This is a genomic window from Nocardia pneumoniae NBRC 100136, from assembly GCF_000308755.1.
In the GTDB taxonomy this organism is placed as follows: Bacteria; Actinomycetota; Actinomycetes; order Mycobacteriales; family Mycobacteriaceae; genus Nocardia; species Nocardia pneumoniae.
In genome coordinates, this window is the sequence record NZ_BAGF01000023.1 from 75,017 (window position 1) to 90,124 (window position 15,108).

The window sequence follows — 15,108 nt, forward strand, 5'->3', positions numbered from 1 at the left end:
AGAATGAAGGGGTGTTCCAGCGGATCGTGGTGGGCTACGACGACTCACCCGGCGCCCGAGCCGCCTTGACGATGGCGCTCGACCTGGCGGCGGTGCACCGTTCCGCGCTCACCGTGGTGGCCGTCGAAGAGTATCTGCCGCACTACGGTCCGGTGGTCGGCGAGATCGAGGACGAGCGCTCGATCGGCGAGCAGGCCTGCCGACGGTGGCTCAACGCCGCCGCCGCGGCCGCCGAACAGCGCGGCATCGCGGTGCAGGCGGAGCTTCGCGCGGGCCAGGCGGCGCGGGAACTGGCCACGGCCGCCGCGGAGCACGATGCCGACCTGCTGATTCTCGGCCGCAGCGGACACTCGGGCATCTGGGGCCGATTCATGGGCAGCACCGCGGAGAAGGCCGCCAGGCACGCGGGCTGCTCGGTTCTCGTCGCGCACGACGGCGACGGACGAGGCGAGCAGCGGTGAGCGCAGGCGGGATGCGGCTTCGCCGATCCCGGGAACACCGGCGCCGCGCGGGTCGCGTCGCCGGTTGATTTATCCTGGTGTCCGCGCGGCGGTGGGGCTCGCCGCTCCGGTCATCCGGAACAACCGCGGCATTCGCCGCCGACAGTCCCTACCCGAACACCGCACCCGTTCGTGTAGGAGACATCCGTGCCCGGTGAACTGACCGAAGAACCGATCGAGACCGACACCCTCGCGCCTGGTCGCGCTCTGTGGCGTACGCACGGCGTGGTACTGCTGGTCGTCGCCGCGGGCGGCGCGCTCGGCGCGCTGGCTCGCTATGGTCTCGCCCAGGGATTGCCCGCCCACCCGGGCCACTTTCCGGTGGCCACGTTCGTCACGAATGTCAGCGGTTGCTTTCTGATCGGCGTCCTCATGGTGGCGGTCACCGAGATCTGGGCGGCGCACCGGCTGCTGCGCCCTTTCCTCGGCGTGGGCGTGCTCGGCGGATTCACCACTTTCTCCACCTACGCCAATGAGATCCGCGGTCTCCTCCAGCCCGGCACCGTCGCCGTCGCCTTCGCCTACTCGGCGGGCACATTGATCTGTGCCCTGCTTGCTACGGCCGCGGCGATGTGGCTCACCCGGGCCGGGTACGAGCGTCTGCGCCGCGCGCGGGTGGGGTCGGCATGAGCGCGGGGCTCGGTATTGCGGCCCGGGTAACCGCCGACGGGCCGCGAGGGCACAGCATGAGCGTCGGATCCGTCGGCGGCAGCCTGGTGAGCGCGGCGAGGTGGCGCGCCGAAGCGGCTCCGCGCGTCGGCGGTTCGGGCGCACACGGAGTAGCCGCGCAGGTCGATCGAGAACCCGCCATGACCCTCGCATGCGGCAGTGGCGGCCCGGGTGACCACGAGCATGCCGAGGAGGGCACCGCATGAGCGTGCTGCTCGTCGTCGTGGGCGGCGCGATCGGAGCGCCGCTGCGGTACCTCATCGACCGCGCGGTACAGGATCGCCGCGACAGCCTGTTCCCGTGGGGCACATTCCTGGTCAACGTGATCGGCTGCCTGCTGCTCGGTGGGCTCACCGGCGCGGGAACCGCGCTGGCGACGCCGCTGTTCGCCCTGCTGGGCACCGGATTCTGCGGGGCGCTGACCACCTACAGCACCTTCGGTTACGAGACCGTGCGGCTGGCCGAGCGAGGCGCGTATTTCTACGCGGCGATGAATATCGTGGTCAGCGTGGCCGCCGGACTGGCCGCCACCATATCCGCCTACGCCGTGGTGCACGCCGTGCTCGGCTGAGGACGCGTGGTCGGCGCAGACGTGTGATCGGACATCGACAGGGCTTGTCGTCACTTTCCTTCGGCCGCCTCTGCTCCGGCGAAGCCGCGTGCTACGTGATCCAGCTCACTGAGTTGATCTACCGGAAGCCGGTCGGGGTGCGTTAAGCTGACCGAACTGATGCAGATATGCGCATACATTTCGGTGACGGGAAGGGGCTGAGTCAATGGAACACGAGCACGGGCATGGCCATGCGCACGGACACGGGGTGTCCCGTGACGCGGACCGCAGATGGCTGACCGTCGCGCTCGCCCTGATCGCCGGATTCATGGCGGTCGAGGTCGTGATCGGTGTGCTGGCGAACTCCTTGGCGCTGCTGTCCGACGCGGCGCACATGCTCACCGACGCCGCGGCCATCGTGCTCGCGCTCGCCGCGATCCGGCTCGCGGCCCGTCCTGCGAACGGCAAGTACACCTACGGCTACAAGCGCGCCGAGATCCTGTCGGCACAGGCCAATGGTGTCACGCTGCTCGTGCTGGCGGGCTGGCTCAGCTACGAGGCGGTGCGGCGGCTGCTGGAGCCGCCGGAGGTGACCGGCGGGCTCGTGCTGGCGACCGCGTTGGCGGGCGTCGCGGTCAATGTCGCGGCCACCTGGGCGATCAGCAAGGCCAACCGGTCCAGTCTCAACGTCGAGGGCGCCTTCCAGCACGTGCTCAACGACCTCTACGGATTCATCGCCACCGCGGTGGCCGGCTTGGTCGTGCTGACCACCGGATTCGCCAGGGCCGACGCCATCGCCACGCTGGTCGTGGTCGCCCTGATGGTCAAAGCGGGGCTCGGGCTGGTGCGCGAATCCAGCCGGATCTTCCTGGAGGCGGCGCCCGCGGGCGTCGATCCGGACCTGCTGGGGCGCAGGCTCGTCGACATCGCGGGCGTCGACGAGGTGCACGACCTGCACGTCTGGCAGATCACCTCCGGCGACATCGCGCTGTCGGCGCACGTGCTGGTCCGCCCCGGCGCCGACTGCCACGGGTTGCGTCAGCGGATCGAGCGGCTGCTCGACCACGACTACGGCATCACCCACACCACGCTGCAGGTCGACCACAGCCACGGCGTCACCTCCTCGGCGGCCCCGGCAGCGCAGCGCCTTCTTCCGGTGCTCGACGGCCACTGCGACGATGCCCACGGTCCGGTGCACCGCGACCGCCCGTCATCCGCGGCGGGAATCAGCGCATCCTGATCTACCGCACGCCACGCGCGTGGACTATGGCGGGCGGAATGTCGCGCAGCACCGGAAGACGTTCGAACAGCGGCAGACTCGCCGCGAGCGGCCCGCGGGAAGGCCCGAAGGACGATACGGTCACCTCGGCCACCCGCGGGCTCCACTCGTGCAGCAGCCGGGCCACCCGGCTGCGTTTGACGCCCCACGGCATCGGGGGCGCGGTGTAGTGCGATGTCTTGCCGTACCCCCGCAGGGTCTTACGGGAGAACCACGGCGGGATGATGTCGAACATCAACTCCACGCCGGGCAGGCGGTCGAAGATCGTGGCGCACAGGCGCCGCACGTCGTCGGGCTCGAAGTACATGAACAGCCCCTGCGCCGTGACGAACACGCCGCGGCCGGTGTCCACCTCGTCCAACCAGGCGGGATCGAGTGCGCTGATCGGCAGGTGGCGACAGCGCGCGCTCGGCGGCAGGAACCGCTCGCGCAGCGCGATGCCTTCGGGGACGTCCACGCACAGCCAGCGCACCTGTCCGTTGTCGCACCGCTGGAACTGGGTCTCCAGCCCGGAGGCGAGTTCGACGACGGTCCCGCCGGGGTGCGCCGCCAGCCAGGGCCGCAGCGCCCGGTCGAAGCGCAGCGACCGCACCGCGTGCGTGCCGTCGGGAGCGCCGAACGCCCGCTGGTAGTCGTAGTCGAGCGCGTCGAAGATCCGGACGCAGTCCGGGTCGCGCAGGATGCCGTCCGATCGCTTCGCTTCCGACGCTCGGTTGTAGAGCGTCCACAGCATGGTCTCCGGGACGCCCGCCAGTTCCACCTCGGTACCCATGGCGTCGTCCTCTCCGACCGTCGGGCCGTCTATGGCAAATGAAAACCAGATGCAATAAGCCTACCCTAATTCGCTCTGGTCAGCGATACAGACGAGGGAACGGCTGCTCGGACTCGACCAGATAGGCCAGTTCCAGCAGGGTGCGTTCGTTGCCGCGGGTGGCGGCGAACTGCACGCCGATGGGGAGCCCGGCGGTGGTGCGGCCGCCCGGAACCGTGATGGCGGGTGTCCCGGTGATGTTGTTGATGGGGGTGAAGCAGACGTAGGCGCGCAGCCGGTCGATCAGTTCGTCGAACGGCACGGTCGGGCTGAGATACCCGAGTTCCGGAGTGGTGTGGCCGAGCGCTGGGAGCAGCACCGCATCGTAGGGTGCCAGCGCGCGTTCGTACATGGGGGCCGCCGCGCGGAGGCGGTAGAACGTCAGCGGTGCGTGCACAGCCCGGCGCAGGAAGAACCTGCGCAGGCCGATGGTGAGGTCGTCCACGCGTCGCGCGTCGAAACGCCGATCGAGCAGCTTGCCCGTCGTGGTGATCGCCGCCGCCAGCAGCCCCCAGTAGTGCAGGAAGGCGTCCTCGATCGCCACGTCGAACGGCAGCCGCACCGGCTCGACCGAATGACCGCTGGATTCGAGGGTGCGGGCCACCTTTTCGACGGCATCCCGGGTCGGACCGGCCGCAAGCGGCCCCGCGACGTTGTCGAGCACGAGCGCGATCCGCATCCGCCGGGTCGCGGGCCCTTCGACGCGGCCGATCGGCGGCAGCGCGGGGTTGCGCCAATAGCGTTCGGCCGCCGCCGCGTATGCCGCCGTGTCGCGCACCGTTCTGGTCAGCACGCCCTCGCTGACGATGTCAATCGGCAGCGTGCGGGCCAGCCCGGACACGACGTGTCGTCCGCGGCTCGGCTTCAAACCGACCAATCCGGCGCAGGCGGCCGGAATGCGGATCGACCCGCCGCCGTCGTTGCCGTGCGCGATCGGAACGACCCCGGCCGCCACCAGTGCGGCCGCCCCGCCGGACGACCCGCCCACCGAAAACCCGGTGTGCCAAGGATTGCGCGTGGGCGGCGCGTGCGGCGGCTCGTTGCTGGCGTTGAAACCGAACTCGGGCATGGCGCTCTTGCCCAGGACGGTCAGGCCCGTGCTGAGGAACTGCCGGGTGTAGCCGCTGTGCGCGCGGGCGGGTGTGGCGCGGAAGGCCGCGGTGCCCTGATTGGTCGGCATGCCCGCGACGTCGGTGTTGTCCTTGACGAACGTGGGCACGCCGTAGAAGGCGCCGGTCGGCTCGGCGGGGATCAGCGGTTTCGCGTAACTCGGATAGGCGACGGCGGCCAACTGCTCGACCCGGTGGGCGCGCGCCACCGCGGCGTCGGCCAGTTCGCGCGGCGAGACCGCTCCCTCGCGCACCAGCGCGGCGAGGGCCACCGCGTCGTGATCGCCGAGCGCGTCGTCGCCGAAGGCGTGGACGCGCGTGGGTAGCGGCATATGAGCGTCGGCGGTCATGTCCCGAATCTAGTGTGTGCACCAGGCAGTCCGTCCAGATGAGAAAGGACAGCAGGTGCCCGCGACACATCCGGAGCCGGTGCCGCCGAAGCGCCGGGTCGGCACACAGCTGTTCGCCCTGCCGCCCGCGGGCAGACGGTGGAGCCCGGCGCTGCGCGCCGCCGTGGCATTCGCCGTGCCCGCCTCGCTCGTCACCGCTCTCGGGAATCCGGATGCGGGGCTGTTCGTCACCTTCGGCGCCTTCGCCGTGCTCTACGGCGAGGGACGGCCGTTCCGCGTGCGCGGCCGGGTGGTGCTGGCGGCCGGTCTGGCGCTGCTTGCCGCGTGTGGCCTGGGCGGGCTGGTCGGCGGCCTGCTCGCCACCGGGTTGGGCGCTTCGCTGGTCATGGTGGTCGTGGTGTCGGCGGTCGCGGTGCTCGCCGTCTTCGTGATCGACGCGCTGCGGCTGGGTCCGCCGGGCGCGCTGTTCTTCGCGCTGGTCTGCGCGGGCGCGATGAAAGCCGTGGAATCCGGCGCGTCGCTGGTGACGCTGCTGCTGTGCACGGCATCCGGTGTGCTCGCTTCGATCCTCGTTTCGATGGCCGGAATGCTGCGTGATCACCGCAAACCGGAACGCATGGCGGTCGAGGCGGCCGTGCGCGCGGTGGACGCGTATGCGGCGGCCCGGGAGACGGGCGATTCCGCCATCGATCTTCGTCATCGGGCTGGCGCCGCGATGGCCGACGCATGGGCCGCGGTCTACGACGGTGGCCTGCCGAGTGACCCCGGGGAAGCGACGCTGCTGGCCACCCTGCAGCGCGCACGGCGCACGCTCGCGGGTTTCGCTCCCGCCGACGACACCGACGATCTGCTCGTCGATCCGTTGGTGTCGTTCGCCCGTCCGAGCGTGGGCTTCCGGTTGCGGCGTTCGTTGTCGTTCTCCTCGCATGCGGCGATCAGCGCGATGCGTGTCGCGGCGGGCTGCCTCGGCGCGGGTGCGCTCAGCGCGTGGCTGGGTCTGGAGCGGCCGCACTGGGCGGTGCTCAGCGCGCTGATCGTGTTGCAGAGCGGGCCCGATCGGGTGCACGGCCAGGTGCGGGCCATCCATCGTTTCGTCGGCACTGTCGTCGGCCTCGGTCTGTTCGCGCTCGTCTACCAGCTCGGGCCGACCGGCTATGCGCTGGTCGCCCTCATCGCCCTGCTGCAGTTCTGCATCGAGCTGTTCGTGCCGCGCAACTACGCGCTTGCCGCCGTGTTCATCACCCCGGTCGCGCTGATCGCGGGCGGCGTCGCCACCACCGACGGACCGATCGGGCCGGTCATCCGGGATCGGCTGGTGGAGACCGTGCTCGGTGTCGCGGTGGCCGTGTTCGCGCTGTACTGCGTCGCGCCGCACGGGCATCGGCGCACCTTCCACTGGATGGAACGCCGCGCGGTCGCCGACGCCCGCGCCCTGCTCGACAGGCTGCGCCGCAAGCCGATGGACCTCGGCGCATGGGTGCTGGTCCAGCGGTTGCAATTCGAGTTGGTCGGTGTGGTCCGCAGCGGTATCGACTCGGCGACCGATGACCCCGAGTGGACCCGCGAACACTGGCCGGAGCACGCCGCTCTCGCGCATTTCGGTCATGACCTGCTCGCCGCCTGCTGGGTGCTGCAGCCGGGCCAGCGGCTTTCCGACGTGGACGGCTGGACGGCCCGCCTGGAATCGGCGCTCCCGGGTCCGTCGGCGCCGAGCCGACTGCCTGCTAGGCGGCATCTGCGCCTTCGTTCCGGCCGTGCGCGTGCTGGGGACGGACCTCCGTCCGACAGCGCCCATTAGGGTTGGACGCATGCACGACAGCGTGACCGTCCGGATGTCCGCCCCTGCCGACAAGATCTGGGCACTGATCAGCGATATCGAGAACACCGGGCGGTTCAGTCCCGAGACGTTCGCGGCGGAGTGGCTCGGTGGCGCCACCGGCCCGGCGGTGGGTGTGAAGTTCCGTGGGCACGTCAACCGGAATGGCTGGGGACTGAAGTATTGGACGGTGTGCCGGATCGTCGCCTGCGAGCCCGGCCGGGAATTCGCGTTCACCGTGCTCGGTCCGGGCGGCATGCCGGTCAACACGTGGCGCTACGTGCTCGAGCCGGTGGACGGCGGCACCGACGTGACCGAGTCGTTCCAGCTGCACGACAACCCGGTGCTGCGGCTGTACTGGCTGGTGGCCGGATGGACGCGCGGCAAGACGAACGTCGAGGGCATGCGCGAGACGCTCGAGCGCATCAAGGCCGTCGTCGAATAACCTCCTGGCACAGCGCTATTCGACGCGATCGCGGCGGCGGACCTAGGCTCGACAACCATGACTGCTCCTGTGTTCCTCGTGCTCGGCGCCGGTCCCGGCATCGGGCTGTCGGTCGCCCGCTTGTTCGCCGATGACGGGTTCGCCACGGTGCTGGCCTGTCGCTTTCCGCAGGAGGCCGAACCGCTGGCGGAGCAGTTGCGCGGGCAGGGATTCGACGCCGAGGGCGTCGGGGTGGACCTGACCGATCCCGCCGACGTGGCGCGCGTCGTCACCGAGGCGGGTGAGCGCCACGGCCGCATCGACGTGCTGCACTTCAACCCGAGCGTCTTCCGTCAGGCCGACCCGCTGCAACTGTCGGTTCCCGAACTGATCGCGGACTTCACCGTCGGCGCCGCGGCGCTGCTGCCCGCCGTCCACGCCGCGCGTCCCTTCCTGTCCGAGGGAGGCCGCGTGCTCGTCACGGGGAGTGCCGCCGCGGACAAGCCGTGGCATCAGGCCGCCTCGCTCGGCGTCCAGAAGGCGGCCGTGCGCAACCTGGTGACCAGCCTGGACACCACTTTGGCCCCCGCGGGCATCCGCGCCGTCGCGGTGCAGGTCAACGGTGTGCTCGGCGAGGGCGCGTTCACCCGGGATCGCGTGGCCGCGGCCCTGCACGCGGCGGCCACCAGGCCCGCCGACGCATGGACGCCGCACGTCTCCTACGACGGCTGAATTCCGTCTGCCCGGCTCATGCACTGCTCCGGCATCGTAGTGACCGAAGTCGATTCGCTGAGCGAACCGAATCGAGGCCGGTCTCGGTTGAGCTTGCGCGTCAGCGGGGGCGGATGGCCGCGAATTCGATCGGCAACTGCGCGGGTCCACGCAGATTGACGTGCTCCCGGTAACGCGGAGGGTCCACGGGTAGTGATGGGGATTCGACGCGCTGGGCGAACCGGGTCAGCGCAACCCGCGCCTCCAAGCGGGCCAGCGGCGCGCCGACGCAGAAGTGGGCTCCGAGCCCGAAGGCCAAGTGGCGGTTGTCGCGTTCCGGGTCGAAGCGGTCGGGGTCGGCGAACGTCGCGGGATCGCGGTGTGCGGCGGCGATCAGCAGCACCACCAGATCGCCGCGCTGGATGTCCATGCCGCCGATGGTCAGATCGTCGGCGGCGACGCGCGGAATCAGTTGAACCGGTGGGTCGAAGCGCAGCGTTTCCTCGACCACGCCGGGCGCTCGGTCCGGGTCCGCGCGTAGTGCGGCGAGCTCGTGCGGCCTGCGCAGCAACGCGAGAGTCGCGTTGGCGATGAGGTTCACCGTGGTCTCATGTCCCGCGACCAGCAGCAGCGCGCAGGTCGAGATCAGTTCCGCGTGGGTGAGCGCGTCACCGGCGTCCTCGGCCGCGATGAGTTCGGACAGCAGGTCCGGGCCCGGCGTGTGGCGGCGGCGCTCGATGAGTTCTTCGAAGTAGGCGTGCAATTCGGTGCCCGCGCGCTGGATTTCGGCCTTGTCGGCGCGGAATTGCGGAGCCGCGCGCGAGGTCGGGTCGAGGGTGCGCGACAGCAGCGCGGACCAGTCGCTCAGTCGCGCTTCGTCTTCCAACGGCACGCCGAGCAGTTCACAGATCACCGTCACAGGAAGCGGATAGGCCAAGTGCTCGACCGCGTCGAAAGTTCCCGCGAGGGCGCGCTGGTCGAGCAGGTCGTCCACGATCTCGGTGATTCGCGGCTCCAGTCGCCGCACGACGCGCGGGGTGAACGCCTTCGACACCAGGCGGCGCAGCCGGGTGTGGTCGGGTGGATCGAGGAACAGGAACGACGGTTTCGCCTGTGCGGCACCGTCTTCGTGGGTTCCGTCGTAGATCGGCATGGAACCGAGTTGCAGCCGCGCGAGGGACCGGTCGACGCTGGCCCGCGGATCGCGCAGCACGGCGGCGCAGTCGTCGTAGCGGGTCAGCACGACCACGGGTGCGGTGCCGATCCGGAACGGACCGGACTCGCGCAGCCGGGCGAACAGGGGGTACGGGTCCGGCCGCACCGCCGGGTCGAGCAGTCGCACGTAGTCATCGGTCGGGTGGTTCGTGGTCGTCATCGACACTCCCAGCTGTCCGGCCCGGGGTCGGCGCCGGGCTTGTCGGTATTATTCCGATACCAGCGGTAGGAATGCAATACCGGCGCGGGATGCGAAAATGTCGCCATGACACTCCGGCGCCCGGTCGACGATTCGGTCACCCGCGTCGTCGAACTGCTCGGCGACCGGTGGACCATCCTGCTGATCGCCGAGGCGTTCTTCGGGGTGCACCGCTTCAGCGATTTCGCCCGCAACATCGGCATCACCAACCGCAATCTGCTCACCAGCCGCCTGCGCATGCTGATCGACGCGGGCATCCTCACCCGCACCGACCACGGCGGCGGCCGCGTCGACTACCACCTCACCGCCGCGGGCCGGGAGCTGTATCCGATCGTCATCTCGATGATGGTCTGGGGCGACAAGCACCTGGTCGGGGCGGAAGGCCCGCCGATCGTCCTCGAACATCGCCGTTGCGGTCACGAGACCGCACCCCTGCTGGTGTGCGACCACTGCCGCGAGCCGCTCGACCCGCGCGAGGTCGAACCCAAGGCGGGGCCGGGCTTCCACCTGCCGCCGGGCGCCGAACAGGCCGGTTAGCCAATAGAGTGTGCCCATGGCGCAACCGATCGCCGTCGACCGGGCTCGTTGGCTCGGATTCCGCTGACGGGCAAGGTTTGAGCGGCGCGGAGGGTTCCGGCGCGCTCGATGACCTCCTTCTGCTCGGTGTGCAAGGTGGACGTGGCGGTGAACCGGAGCAGTCGCTGATCCAGCGCACCGCGGTGATCGGCGGTACGCCCGTCGCCGAGGCGGTCCGGCCGGACGGTCCGCTGGTGAGTGTGTGGTCGGTGCGCGGCGCTCCGCATGCCCATCCGCTGACCAGGCTGGACACGGTGTGCGACGCCGTGGCCCCGGTGGCGACGGACGAGGGCGGATCGGCGTATCTCCGATCAGCGTGTCGCCAGGAAGCCGGAGCGCTACTTGCGGCGGATTCTGGCCAGCCACGCGGCGAGGTCGACTTTGCCGGATGCGGAGACCTCCAGGCCTTCGGCGTCGTGCCCCACCGCGTCGGTGACCCGTCCCCGGTAGTGAGTGGGACGCAGGTCCTCCACCGTCCAGCCGTCGCGGAAGGACTCCCGGATCAGCGTGTCACTGATCCGGGGGCCGAACCCGGGTTCCACATCCGAGAGCGCGAGGACATGGAGAGTGCCGCCCGGCTTGCAGACCGCGTGCAGGCTGCGGACGTACGCGGCGCGCTCCGCGTCCTCGGTCCCGAAGACATGGAACAGCGCGCTGTCGACGATGGTGTCGAACGCGGGCGCGGAGCCGGGCGGGTCACCGGCGAAATCGGGCCGGTCGCCGAGCGCGAGGGCGTCGGCCACCTCGAACGCGGCGGTCGGCACGCCCTGGGCGGCGGCATTCGCGCGGGCATATTCCACCGCGCTGGGTGACATGTCGATCCCGCGCACGTCGTATCCGAGTTTTGTCAGCAGGATCGTGTGCTCACCCGCGCCGGAGCCGGGATCGAGCACACGTCCGGTGATCCACCCCTCGCGTTCGAGTTCGACGATCGCGGGCTGCGGCTCGCCGATCACCCACGGGGCGGTGTCGTTGTCGTAGACGGAGTTCCAGAAATCAGCTGGACGAGTCATGTCTCCATGCTCCATCCTCAACCGCGCTCGAGGTCAAGATCGGATATGGCCGCCGCCCGCGGCCGGTGATTCTGCGTCGGCAGCGCGCGACCGGGTACGCGCCCGGTATGAGCACACCGAATATCGATCCCACCACGGCGGAGTCGATGCGGCAGGACGCGGATTTCGCCGACGAGCACACCAAGCCCACACACGCCGACGAGCATCCCGCCGACGAAGAGCTGGAGACCGACGAGTCGACCCCGCGCGGGCACAGCGGCATGGACCGGTGACCACGGCCCGTCACGGCCCGAGGAACAATCGTTCGCACGGCAGGCGCGGCAGCAGCCGACAGTCCTCGATGGTGCTGCGGAGCAGTTCGATCGTGCACCAGCGATTGCGCATCCAATCCTGGATCAAATTGGATACCGCCGCCGCGGCCGCCGTGTAGTCGAACGCCACGTCGGCCAGCCAGATCCGTAGGTGCACATCACCTACGGGAGGGAACCATCCCTCGGCGGTCATGGCCTATCGCCTCCTGAACCTTTCCGGATGAGGCAATCACTCGACTTCGCGCGGCACGCGGCATGGACCGGCTGAGTACGGCGTGGCACGGTCCGGCAGGAACCGTGCCACGCACGGGCTCAGGCGACGGCGACCAGCCGGGCCGCGTTGGCGGATTCGTCGTCGGCCGCCTGGTTGGCGGCCAGTTCGGCATGCACCCGCTCGCGGTAGCGGGCGATCTCGCGCTCGGTGGTGGCGGCGTCCCAGCCCAGATGGCCGCCGATCAGCCAGGCGACTTCCGGGCCCGCGGCCAATCCTCGGTCGGACGCCTCGATGGAGATCCGGGTCCGGCGGGTCAGCACGTCGTCCAGGTGCAGCGCGCCCTCGTGCGTCACCGCGTACACCGCCTCGGCGCCGAGGTAGTCCGGTGCACCGGCCAACGGCTTGCCGAGTTCGGGCTCGCGTTCGATCACCTCGAACAGGTCGGTGATCGCCGAACCGTACCGGCCCAGCAGACGCTCGACCGTCACCCTCGGCAGGCCCACCCGCTGGGCGAGGCTGTCCAGGTCGGCGGCGAGTTCCTGGTAACCCACCGCGCCGAGGATCGGCAGGTGCTCGGTCACCGACGGGGCGACCGCCCGGCCCAGCCCCGCCACCGCCGCGTCGACGACGTCGGCGGCCATCACGCGGTAGGTGGTGTACTTGCCGCCCGCGATCACGAACAACCCGGGGGCCGGTTCGGCGACCGCGTGCTCCCTGGAGAGCGTCGCGGTGTCGGCCGACGCACCCGACAGCAGCGGGCGCAGCCCCGCATAGGTGCCGACGATGTCCTCGCGGGTCAGCGGGTCGCGCAGCACCCGGTTGACGTGGTCGAGCAGGTACTGCACGTCGGCGTTGCTGGCGGCCGGGTGGTCCTTGTCCAGCGACCAATCCGTGTCGGTGGTGCCGATGATCCAGTGCGCGTGCCACGGGATGACGAACAGCACGCTCTTCTCGGTGCGCATGATCAAACCCGTGTCCAGGTTCAGGCGGTGGCGCGGCACCAGGATGTGCACGCCTTTGGACATGCGGACGTGGAACGGGAAATCGACCCCGGTCATCCGGTTCATCTCGTCGGTCCACACGCCGGTCGCGCTGATCACCCGGCGCGCGCGCACGGTGTGCACCTGTCCGGTCTCCAGATCGGTGACCTCCGCGCCGACCACGCGTTCGCCGTCGCGCAGCAGCCCGGTCACCTTGGTGCGGGTGAGCACGGTCGCGCCGTGCTGGGCCGCGGTGCGGGCGATCATCATGGTGTGGCGGGCGTCGTCGACCTGCGCGTCGAAGTACCGGATGGCGCCGGTCAGCGCGTCCGCCCGCAAGGCGGGCGCCAGTTCCAGCGCCCGCGTGCGGGACAGGTGCCGGTGCATCGGCAGAGCGCGGGCGCCGCCGATGGTGTCGTACAACGCGACACCGGCTCCGATGTAGGCGCGTTCCCACACCCGATGCCGCAACGGCAGCAGGAACGACACGGGCCGCACCAGGTGCGGCGCGAGGCGGTGCAGCAGCAGGCTGCGCTCCTTCAACGCCTCGCGCACCAGCCAGAAGTCGAGCTGCTCCAGATAGCGCAAGCCACCGTGGATGAGCTTGCTGGAGCGGCTCGAGGTGCCCGCCGCGAAGTCCCTGGCCTCCACCAGGGTCACGGTCAGGCCGCGGGAGGCGGCGTCGAGGGCGGCGCCCGCACCGACCACGCCGCCGCCGATGACGAGCACATCGATCTCGGTGTCGCCGAGTGAGTTCACCGCGCGGGCGCGGTACTGGGAGTCCAATCGTGCGGACACAGCGGTATCTCTCCTTGTTTCGGTGTTATTCGGATAGGCCGACGTCGCCCCTCATTCGTCGACGTCGATCCAATCGAGGGTGCGGGCGACGGCCTTCTTCCAGCGCGCGTAACCGCGCTCGCGCTGCTCCTGCGACCAGGTCGGACTCCAGCGTTTGGCCTCGTTCCAGTTCTGTTCGAGCTCGTCGGTGTCGCTCCAGAAGCCGACGGCCAGCCCCGCGGCGTAGGCGGCGCCGAGCGCGGTGGTCTCGGCGACCACCGGACGCGACACCGGCACGCCGAGGAAGTCGGCCTGCAACTGCATGCACAGCTCGTTGGCGGTGACGCCGCCGTCCACGCGCAGCACGTCCAGCTGCACACCGGAGTCGGCCTGCATGGCCTCGACCACGTCGCGGGTCTGGTAGCAGATCGATTCCAGCGTGGCCCGCGCGAGATGGGCATTGGTGCTGTAGCGGGAGAGGCCGACGATGGCGCCGCGCGCGTCCGAGCGCCAGTACGGCGCGAACAATCCCGAGAACGCCGGGACGAAATACACCCCGCCGTTGTCCTCGGCCTGCCGGGCCAGCGATTCGCTCTGTGCCGCACCGGAGATGATGCCCAGCTGATCGCGCAGCCACTGCACCGCCGAGCCGGTCACCGCGATCGAGCCCTCCAGCGCGTACACCGGCTTGTCCGAGCCCAGCTGGTAGGCGACCGTGGTGAGCAGTCCGTGCTGCGACCGCACGATCTCGGTTCCGGTGTTGAGCAGCAGGAAGTTGCCGGTGCCGTAGGTGTTCTTGGCCTCGCCGGGACGGAAGCAGACCTGCCCCACCGTGGCCGCCTGCTGGTCGCCCAGCACGCCGGACAGCGGGACCGCGCCGCCGAACGGACCGTCGGCGCGGGTGGTGCCGAACAACTCCGGGTTGGACGAGGGCGCGATGGCGGGCAGCATCGCGCGCGGGATGCCGAAGATCGACAGCAGCTCGTCGTCCCAGTCCAGCGTCTCCAGGCTCATCAGCATGGTGCGGCTGGCATTGGTCGGATCGGTGACGTGCACCCCGCCGTCCACGCCGCCGGTGAGCTGCCACAGCAACCAGGTGTCGGTGGTGCCGAAGAGCGCGTCGCCGCGCTCGGCGTCCTCGGCGACTCCCGGGACGTTGTCCAGGATCCAGCGCAGCTTCCCGCCGGAGAAGTAGGTGGCGGGCGGCAAGCCCGCCTTGCGCCGGATGGTGTCGCCGTGTCCGGCCTTCTCCAGGTCGGAGGCGATGCGATCGGTGCGGGTGTCCTGCCACACGATGGCGTTGCAGTACGGCCGCCCGGTCTTGCGGTTCCACACCACCGTGGTCTCGCGCTGGTTGGTGACGCCGACCGCGGCCAAGTCGCTCGCGACCAGGTCGGCCTTGGTGAGCGTGCTCTGGATGACCGCGCGGGTGCGCTCCCAGATCTCGGTCGGGTTGTGCTCCACCCACCCCGGGCGCGGCAGAATCTGCTCGTGCTCGAGCTGGTGGCGGGCAACCTCGTTGCCGCTGTGGTCGAACACCATGAAGCGGGTGCTCGTGGTGCCTTGGTCGATGGCGCCGACGAACTTGGTCATCGCGGTCCTTT

17 protein-coding genes are annotated in these 15,108 nt (G+C 70.1%); 10 read left to right on the top strand and 7 right to left on the bottom strand.

Annotated features, from left to right (window positions below; genetic code table 11):
• Positions 1-11 precede the first annotated feature (11 nt).
• From ON34_RS05870 to ON34_RS05890, 5 genes are all read left to right on the top strand, one after another.
• Positions 12-461 carry a universal stress protein gene (locus ON34_RS05870; RefSeq protein ID WP_051022184.1) on the top strand — a complete coding sequence of 150 codons (450 nt, stop codon included), beginning with the start codon at positions 12-14 and terminating at the stop codon, positions 459-461.
• 186 nt (positions 462-647) lie between these two features.
• Complete coding sequence (crcB, locus tag ON34_RS05875) at positions 648-1,130, top strand: fluoride efflux transporter CrcB (protein WP_373291871.1); 483 nt, start codon at positions 648-650, stop codon at positions 1,128-1,130.
• Positions 1,131-1,186: 56 nt separating this feature from the next.
• Positions 1,187-1,375 carry a hypothetical protein gene (locus ON34_RS05880; protein ID WP_040775180.1) on the top strand — a complete coding sequence of 63 codons (189 nt, stop codon included), beginning with the start codon at positions 1,187-1,189 and terminating at the stop codon, positions 1,373-1,375.
• Positions 1,372-1,740, top strand: coding sequence for a fluoride efflux transporter CrcB (gene crcB / locus ON34_RS05885; protein WP_040775181.1), 369 nt, complete (start codon positions 1,372-1,374; stop codon positions 1,738-1,740). The genes ON34_RS05880 and crcB (ON34_RS05885) overlap by 4 nt, the downstream gene beginning before the upstream one ends.
• Before the next feature lie 205 nt (positions 1,741-1,945).
• Positions 1,946-2,959: a cation diffusion facilitator family transporter gene (locus ON34_RS05890; RefSeq protein WP_040775183.1), complete on the top strand. Its 1,014-nt coding sequence runs from the start codon at positions 1,946-1,948 to the stop codon at positions 2,957-2,959.
• A gap of 1 nt (position 2,960) precedes the next feature.
• Here the strand turns inward: ON34_RS05890 and ON34_RS05895 are convergent, their stop codons facing one another.
• Both ON34_RS05895 and ON34_RS05900 read right to left on the bottom strand, forming a co-directional pair.
• A complete protein-coding gene (locus ON34_RS05895) occupies positions 2,961-3,770 on the bottom strand; it encodes a class I SAM-dependent methyltransferase (protein ID WP_040775185.1) in 810 nt (269 codons plus the stop codon).
• A gap of 79 nt (positions 3,771-3,849) precedes the next feature.
• Positions 3,850-5,268 (bottom strand): amidase, encoded by a 1,419-nt coding sequence (locus tag ON34_RS05900; protein ID WP_051022185.1) that lies wholly within the window; start codon positions 5,266-5,268, stop codon positions 3,850-3,852.
• A 55-nt stretch (positions 5,269-5,323) separates the two neighbouring features.
• Between ON34_RS05900 and ON34_RS05905 the strand changes: the two genes are divergently transcribed.
• From ON34_RS05905 to ON34_RS05915, 3 genes are read left to right on the top strand one after another with little or no spacing between them, the layout of a single operon-like run.
• Positions 5,324-7,066 (top strand): FUSC family protein, encoded by a 1,743-nt coding sequence (locus tag ON34_RS05905; RefSeq protein ID WP_063821637.1) that lies wholly within the window; start codon positions 5,324-5,326, stop codon positions 7,064-7,066.
• A 10-nt stretch (positions 7,067-7,076) separates the two neighbouring features.
• Positions 7,077-7,529 carry an SRPBCC family protein gene (locus tag ON34_RS05910; protein ID WP_040775188.1) on the top strand — a complete coding sequence of 151 codons (453 nt, stop codon included), beginning with the start codon at positions 7,077-7,079 and terminating at the stop codon, positions 7,527-7,529.
• A gap of 57 nt (positions 7,530-7,586) precedes the next feature.
• Positions 7,587-8,240 (top strand): SDR family NAD(P)-dependent oxidoreductase, encoded by a 654-nt coding sequence (locus ON34_RS05915; protein WP_040775190.1) that lies wholly within the window; start codon positions 7,587-7,589, stop codon positions 8,238-8,240.
• A gap of 100 nt (positions 8,241-8,340) precedes the next feature.
• On the opposite strand, the gene ON34_RS05920 is transcribed toward ON34_RS05915, so the two are convergent.
• Positions 8,341-9,594, bottom strand: coding sequence for a cytochrome P450 (locus ON34_RS05920; RefSeq protein ID WP_040775193.1), 1,254 nt, complete (start codon positions 9,592-9,594; stop codon positions 8,341-8,343).
• Positions 9,595-9,699: 105 nt separating this feature from the next.
• On the opposite strand from ON34_RS05920, the gene ON34_RS05925 reads away from it, so the two are divergent.
• Complete coding sequence (locus ON34_RS05925; RefSeq protein ID WP_040775195.1) at positions 9,700-10,170, top strand: winged helix-turn-helix transcriptional regulator; 471 nt, start codon at positions 9,700-9,702, stop codon at positions 10,168-10,170.
• Between the two features lie 377 nt (positions 10,171-10,547).
• Here ON34_RS05925 and ON34_RS05935 read toward each other — a convergent pair whose 3' ends face one another.
• Entirely contained in the window at positions 10,548-11,222 is a 675-nt protein-coding gene (locus ON34_RS05935) for a class I SAM-dependent methyltransferase (RefSeq protein WP_040775418.1), read from the bottom strand.
• Positions 11,223-11,329: 107 nt separating this feature from the next.
• On the opposite strand from ON34_RS05935, the gene ON34_RS36725 reads away from it, so the two are divergent.
• Positions 11,330-11,494: a hypothetical protein gene (locus ON34_RS36725; RefSeq protein ID WP_169333847.1), complete on the top strand. Its 165-nt coding sequence runs from the start codon at positions 11,330-11,332 to the stop codon at positions 11,492-11,494.
• A 10-nt stretch (positions 11,495-11,504) separates the two neighbouring features.
• Here ON34_RS36725 and ON34_RS05945 read toward each other — a convergent pair whose 3' ends face one another.
• From ON34_RS05945 to glpK, 3 genes are all read right to left on the bottom strand, one after another.
• Complete coding sequence (locus ON34_RS05945; RefSeq protein ID WP_040775201.1) at positions 11,505-11,726, bottom strand: hypothetical protein; 222 nt, start codon at positions 11,724-11,726, stop codon at positions 11,505-11,507.
• 119 nt (positions 11,727-11,845) lie between these two features.
• Entirely contained in the window at positions 11,846-13,525 is a 1,680-nt protein-coding gene (gene glpD, locus ON34_RS05950; protein WP_040775204.1) for a glycerol-3-phosphate dehydrogenase, read from the bottom strand.
• Between the two features lie 51 nt (positions 13,526-13,576).
• Positions 13,577-15,097: a glycerol kinase GlpK gene (gene glpK, locus ON34_RS05955; protein WP_040775205.1), complete on the bottom strand. Its 1,521-nt coding sequence runs from the start codon at positions 15,095-15,097 to the stop codon at positions 13,577-13,579.
• Between the last annotated feature and the right edge of the window lie 11 nt (positions 15,098-15,108).

Excerpts from the sequence above, each read along its gene's own strand:
- ON34_RS05880 (WP_040775180.1), top strand. The coding sequence starts at position 1,187 with ATGAGCGTCGGATCCGTCGGCGGCAGCCTGGTGAGCGCGGCGAGGTGG.
- crcB (WP_040775181.1), top strand. The coding sequence starts at position 1,372 with ATGAGCGTGCTGCTCGTCGTCGTGGGCGGCGCGATCGGAGCGCCGCTG.
- ON34_RS05890 (WP_040775183.1), top strand. The coding sequence starts at position 1,946 with ATGGAACACGAGCACGGGCATGGCCATGCGCACGGACACGGGGTGTCC.
- ON34_RS05895 (WP_040775185.1), bottom strand. The coding sequence starts at position 3,770 with ATGGGTACCGAGGTGGAACTGGCGGGCGTCCCGGAGACCATGCTGTGG.
- ON34_RS05900 (WP_051022185.1), bottom strand. The coding sequence starts at position 5,268 with ATGACCGCCGACGCTCATATGCCGCTACCCACGCGCGTCCACGCCTTC.
- ON34_RS05910 (WP_040775188.1), top strand. The coding sequence starts at position 7,077 with ATGCACGACAGCGTGACCGTCCGGATGTCCGCCCCTGCCGACAAGATC.
- ON34_RS05915 (WP_040775190.1), top strand. The coding sequence starts at position 7,587 with ATGACTGCTCCTGTGTTCCTCGTGCTCGGCGCCGGTCCCGGCATCGGG.
- ON34_RS05920 (WP_040775193.1), bottom strand. The coding sequence starts at position 9,594 with ATGACGACCACGAACCACCCGACCGATGACTACGTGCGACTGCTCGAC.
- ON34_RS05925 (WP_040775195.1), top strand. The coding sequence starts at position 9,700 with ATGACACTCCGGCGCCCGGTCGACGATTCGGTCACCCGCGTCGTCGAA.
- ON34_RS05935 (WP_040775418.1), bottom strand. The coding sequence starts at position 11,222 with ATGACTCGTCCAGCTGATTTCTGGAACTCCGTCTACGACAACGACACC.
- ON34_RS36725 (WP_169333847.1), top strand. The coding sequence starts at position 11,330 with ATGAGCACACCGAATATCGATCCCACCACGGCGGAGTCGATGCGGCAG.
- ON34_RS05945 (WP_040775201.1), bottom strand. The coding sequence starts at position 11,726 with ATGACCGCCGAGGGATGGTTCCCTCCCGTAGGTGATGTGCACCTACGG.
- glpK (WP_040775205.1), bottom strand. The coding sequence starts at position 15,097 with ATGACCAAGTTCGTCGGCGCCATCGACCAAGGCACCACGAGCACCCGC.